This is a genomic window from Accumulibacter sp. (genome assembly GCF_031732815.1).
Lineage (GTDB): Bacteria > Pseudomonadota > Gammaproteobacteria > Burkholderiales > Rhodocyclaceae > Accumulibacter.
Genome location: NZ_JAVMKF010000137.1, coordinates 1 through 4,779, shown reverse-complemented (window position 1 = coordinate 4,779; position 4,779 = coordinate 1). Strand labels below are relative to the sequence as shown.

Annotated in this window: 5 protein-coding genes and 2 pseudogenes; all 7 read left to right on the top strand. The window is 64.6% G+C overall.

Annotated features, from left to right (window positions below; translation table 11 throughout):
* Positions 1-250: pseudogene (locus tag RKP46_RS09680) on the top strand (hypothetical protein); the annotation flags it as partial.
* A 182-nt stretch (positions 251-432) separates the two neighbouring features.
* Positions 433-1,296: a DMT family transporter gene (locus RKP46_RS09675; RefSeq protein ID WP_311106455.1), complete on the top strand. Its 864-nt coding sequence runs from the start codon at positions 433-435 to the stop codon at positions 1,294-1,296.
* On the top strand, positions 1,293-1,847 hold the full coding sequence (gene ruvC, locus RKP46_RS09670) for a crossover junction endodeoxyribonuclease RuvC (protein ID WP_311106454.1): 555 nt from the start codon (positions 1,293-1,295) through the stop codon (positions 1,845-1,847). Before RKP46_RS09675 ends, ruvC begins: the two co-directional genes overlap by 4 nt.
* Before the next feature lie 13 nt (positions 1,848-1,860).
* The gene (gene ruvA / locus RKP46_RS09665) at positions 1,861-2,439 is read left to right on the top strand and encodes a Holliday junction branch migration protein RuvA (protein ID WP_311106453.1); all 579 of its coding nucleotides are present in this window, start codon (positions 1,861-1,863) and stop codon (positions 2,437-2,439) included.
* 11 nt (positions 2,440-2,450) lie between these two features.
* Positions 2,451-3,536 carry an AI-2E family transporter gene (locus RKP46_RS09660; protein ID WP_311106452.1) on the top strand — a complete coding sequence of 362 codons (1,086 nt, stop codon included), beginning with the start codon at positions 2,451-2,453 and terminating at the stop codon, positions 3,534-3,536.
* A complete protein-coding gene (gene ruvB, locus RKP46_RS09655) occupies positions 3,533-4,597 on the top strand; it encodes a Holliday junction branch migration DNA helicase RuvB (RefSeq protein ID WP_311106451.1) in 1,065 nt (354 codons plus the stop codon). Before RKP46_RS09660 ends, ruvB begins: the two co-directional genes overlap by 4 nt.
* Positions 4,598-4,679: 82 nt before the next feature.
* A pseudogene (locus RKP46_RS09650) lies at positions 4,680-4,779 on the top strand (tol-pal system-associated acyl-CoA thioesterase); the annotation flags it as partial.

The following is a 4,779-nucleotide window of genomic DNA, read 5'->3' as shown; positions in this document are numbered from 1 at the left end:
GACCTCGGCTGCGCCGGCAAGCGCTCCAGCCGCGGCGGCCAGCGCCCCGGCCGCACAGCCGGCTTCGGCGGCAAAGAGCGCCGCGCCGCCCGCCGGCAAGCCGGAGGTTGCTCACCCGGAAAGCGCACACGGCAAGGGCTCGGACAAGAAGGACGAGAAGAGCAAGGCGGATAAGGCGGCAGACAAGAAGGCGAAGAAGGAGGCCGAGGAGGCCGCCAAGAAGGGCGATACCGCCGCCGTCAAGAAGTAGTTTCGCGGGCGACCCGGCAAGTCGCCACCCTGACCAGACCCCGCTTCGGCGGGGTTTGTCTTTGCTGCCGGTGCACGCCACGAGGTGTCCGTCGGCTTGCGCGGGCGTGTCCCTGTTCCCTTGTCGCCGCGCCGCTTCGCCGCTTGCGATAAACTTCGCGCTTCCCGCTGGAAACCGACCCCATGTCACGCTCGTCGCGCCTGCTGCCGTTCCTCTTCGTCTTCCTTTGGAGCACGGGCTTCGTCGGCGCCAAGTTCGGTCTGCCCTATGCCGAACCGCTGACCTTTCTGCTCGTCCGCTATCTGTTGATCCTTACGCTGATGACGCCTTTTGCTCTCGCTACGCGCGCCCCCTGGCCGTCAGATGTACGCCAGAGCGTGCATATCGGCGTCTCCGGTCTGCTCGTCCACGCGCTGTACCTGGGCGGAGTCTTCATGGCGATCAAGCGTGGCCTGCCGGCTGGCGTCACGGCTCTGGTTGTCGGCATGCAACCGCTGCTCACCGCCTGCGGTGCGGGACTCGTGCTCGGCGAGCGCGTCACGCTGCGGCAGTGGGCTGGCCTGCTGCTCGGCTTCGTCGGCGTCGCGCTGGTGGTTTCCGACAAACTCGGTGACGTTCCGCTGCTGGGCATGCTGTTGCCGGCTTTCGCCGCGCTCTGTGGAATCACCCTCGGTACGCTCTACCAGAAGCGCTTCTGCCCACACTTCGATCTGCGCACAGGTTCGGTGATTCAGTTCCTGCCCACCGCCGTGGTCACCGCGTTGTTCGCTTGGCAGACCGAGAGCATGCGCATCGAGTGGACGGCACCGTTTGTCTTTGCCCTGTTGTGGCTGGTTCTCGTCCTCTCGTTTGGCGCGATCAGCCTGCTCAATCTGCTCATTCGCAGTGGCAGCGCGGTCAATGTCGCCAGCCTGTTTTACCTGACACCGCCGAGCACCGCGCTGATCGCCTGGTTCGTCTTTGGAGAAACGCTCGGCGGCCCGGCACTCGCCGGAATGGCGCTGGCCGTCGGCGGTGTCTATCTGGCCCGGGCGAGGGCAACATGAGTCGGGATGGCGGCACTTCGCTGCGTATCCTCGGCATCGATCCCGGTCTGCGAGTGACCGGCTTCGGGCTGATCGAAAAGGCCGGGCAGCGCCTGTCCTACCTTGCCAGCGGCTGCATCCGGACGCTGCGCGAGGATTCGCTCCCGGCGCGTCTGGGGACGATCCACCGTGGTCTGCACGAGCTGGTCGCTCGGCATCAGCCGGATCAGTCGGCGGTGGAGATCATTTTCGTCAATGTCAACCCGCAGTCGACGCTGCTGCTTGGTCAGGCGCGTGGTGCCGCGATTGCCGCGCTGGTCGCCAGCGGACTCGAAGTTGCCGAGTACACCGCCTTGCAAGTCAAGCAGGCTGTCGTCGGTAACGGTCACGCCGACAAGCTGCAGGTGCAACACATGGTGCGACGCCTGCTGTCGCTGCCCAGCGATCCCAGCCCGGACGCCGCTGACGCGCTGGCCTGCGCAATTGCCCATGCACACGGCGGGCAGGGGCTCGGCCGCTGGTCCAGCGGCCCGCTGCACGTGCGCAAAGGCCGGCTGGTGGTGGGCAAATGAGGCGGGAGGAGCGATGATTGGCCGCCTCAGCGGTATCCTGGCCGAGAAGAATCCGCCGCAGGTGGTGGTCGACGTGCAGGGTGTGGGCTACGAACTCGAGGTGCCCATGAGCACCTATTACAACCTGCCGGCGAACGGCGACCGAGTCGTTCTTCTGACGCACTTCGTCGTACGCGAGGACGGTCATTTTCTCTACGGCTTTGCCACCGAGGGCGAGCGTCTGGCGTTTCGCCACCTGCTCAAGGTCTCTGGCGTCGGGCCGCGGCTTGCCCTGGCGGTGCTCTCCGGTCTGTCGGTCAATGATCTGTCGCTGGTGATTGCACGACAGGAAGTTGGTCGCCTGACCAAGGTCCCCGGGATTGGCACCAAGACGGCCGAGCGCCTGTTGCTCGAACTGAAAGGCAAGCTGCCCGATGCGTTGCTTGCGGCGGGCGCGGCAGCGCCCGAGGCGGCGCGCGGCGACATTCTGAATGCACTTCTGGCGCTGGGTTACAATGACCGCGAGGCGGCTGCTGCATTGAAGCAACTGCCTGCCGATGTCAGCACAGCAGAAGGCATTCGGCAGGCGCTCAGGCTGCTCTCCCGAGTGTAGACCAAGCCAACATGAACGCCAGTTCCAAGCAACTCATCCAGATCGCGCTCGTCGCTCTGCTGCTGATCGGCTGCGTTGCCGTCCTGTTGCCGTTCACCGGTACGCTGCTCTTTGCCGTGGTGATCTGCATCATCACCTTGCCGATTCGTAATCGCCTGCTGACGCTCTGTCGCGGGCGGAGCAATCTGGCCGCCCTGCTCATCTCGATGCTCCTCCTCCTCCTCCTGGTGGCTCCGATGGCATTGCTTTCCGGATCACTCGCCGATGGCATCGAGATGGCCATCCGCTACTTCAAGCCCCTGTTCGAGAAGGGACTGCCGGTTGAACCGCCGGCCTGGCTCGGGCGCATCCCGGTCATCGGGCCGAATCTGGCCGACTACTGGCACGAACTCGCGGCCAGTCGGGAAGAGATGAACAACCTGCTGCAGCAGTTCATCGAGCCGACGCGGCGGCTGGCGCTGGCGGCTGTGGCGCTCTTCGCACAAGGCTTGCTGCAGCTCGTGCTGGTCATCTTTTTCGTCTTCTTCATTTTTCGTGACGCGCACATCTATGTCGATGCCTTGCATACCGGAAGCCGCATGCTGGCCGGCGACCTGGGCGAACGGATGCTGGCGCTGGCTGAAGGAACCGTTACCGGCGTCATGGTCGGCATCGTCGGTACGGCGGCCGCCCAAGCGGTCGTCGCGATGATCGGTTTCATCATCGCCGGTGTTCCCGGGGTCGTCGTCCTGACTTTCGCAACCTTTTTCTTCTCAATGATTCCAGTCGTCGGTGCGACGCTGATCTGGCTTGGTGCCGCCGTCTGGCTGTACAACGAAGGGCAGGCGGGTTGGGCCGTGTTCATCGTCCTTTGGGGAATGTTCGGGATCAGCAGCGTAGACAATTTTCTCAAACCGATCCTGATTTCTCGCACGGCCAGCCTGCCGCTGCTGCTGATCGTCGTCGGCGTTCTCGGAGGCGTGCTGGTGTTCGGCTTCATTGGCCTCTTTCTCGGGCCGACGCTGCTGGCCCTCGGTCAGGTGCTGATCCGCGAATGGCTGGCACACGCCCATGCCAGTTCGTCGACGGCCAGCGGCGGCGGTGGTGTCAGCCGATGATCGAAACGGACGATCTGCGCAGCGCCGGGCTTGACCGGCTGGTCTCCGGCGAAACGAAGTCGGCGCAGGAAGAAGCCTTTGAGCGTGCTCTCCGCCCCCGGCGTCTGGCTGATTACGTCGGGCAGGCCAAGATCCGCGAACAGTTGTCGATTTTCATCGAGGCTGCCCGGCGCCGCGCTGATACGCTCGACCATGTGCTGCTCTTCGGCCCGCCGGGACTGGGCAAGACGACGCTGGCACACATCGTGGCGGCCGAGATGGGCGTCAATCTACGTTCGACTTCCGGACCCGTGCTCGAACGCGCCGGTGACCTGGCCGCCATTCTGACCAATCTCGAACCGCGCGACGTTCTCTTCATCGACGAGATCCACCGCTTGTCGCCGGTGGTCGAGGAGATTCTCTATCCGGCGCTGGAGGATTTTCAGATCGACATCATGATCGGCGAAGGGCCGGCGGCACGCTCGGTAAAGCTCGACCTGCCACCCTTCACGTTGGTTGGTGCGACCACTCGCGCCGGCATGCTGACCAACCCGTTGCGCGACCGTTTCGGCATCGTCGCGCGCCTGGAGTTCTACACGCCGGACGAGCTGACGCTGATCGTCAAACGCTCGGCGCAGTTGCTCAAGGTGCCGGTCGATGCGGGAGGTGCGCTGGAGATCGCTCGCCGAGCCCGCGGTACGCCGCGTATTGCCAACCGCCTGCTGCGCCGCGTGCGCGACTTTGCCGAGGTGCGTGCGGGTGGGCAGATCAGCCAGGAGGTCGCCGACTCGGCACTGCTGATGCTCGAGGTCGACCACGGCGGGCTCGATGTGATGGACCGCAAGCTGCTGTCGGCGATGATCGACAAGTTTTCTGGTGGGCCGGTCGGTCTCGACAATCTGGCGGCGGCAATCGGCGAAGCGCGCGACACGATCGAAGACGTCCTCGAACCGTATCTGATCCAGCAGGGTTTTCTTCAGCGGACTCCGCGCGGACGCGTGGCGACCGCCGCCGTCTACCGTCACCTCGGCCTGGAGGGCCTGCTCGGCGACCGGCAGGGCGAGCTCTGGCGTGGGTCATGAGCCTGGCGAAACGGCAAGGCGGATCGCGGTCACAAACACTTACATGGACTCCTCGCGCACTGGCCTAGAATTCGCTGCGCCGATGAACCGCGCAGCGCAGGCTTTTGTCATCCCGGTTCGCGTCTACTACGAGGATACCGACTCCGGGGGCGTCGTGTACTATGCCAACTACCTGAAGTTCT

Coding starts and splice junctions, on each gene's coding strand:
- RKP46_RS09660 (WP_311106452.1), top strand. CDS start 2,451: ATGAACGCCAGTTCCAAGCAACTCATCCAGATCGCGCTCGTCGCTCTG.
- RKP46_RS09675 (WP_311106455.1), top strand. CDS start 433: ATGTCACGCTCGTCGCGCCTGCTGCCGTTCCTCTTCGTCTTCCTTTGG.
- ruvA (WP_311106453.1), top strand. CDS start 1,861: ATGATTGGCCGCCTCAGCGGTATCCTGGCCGAGAAGAATCCGCCGCAG.
- ruvC (WP_311106454.1), top strand. CDS start 1,293: ATGAGTCGGGATGGCGGCACTTCGCTGCGTATCCTCGGCATCGATCCC.
- ruvB (WP_311106451.1), top strand. CDS start 3,533: ATGATCGAAACGGACGATCTGCGCAGCGCCGGGCTTGACCGGCTGGTC.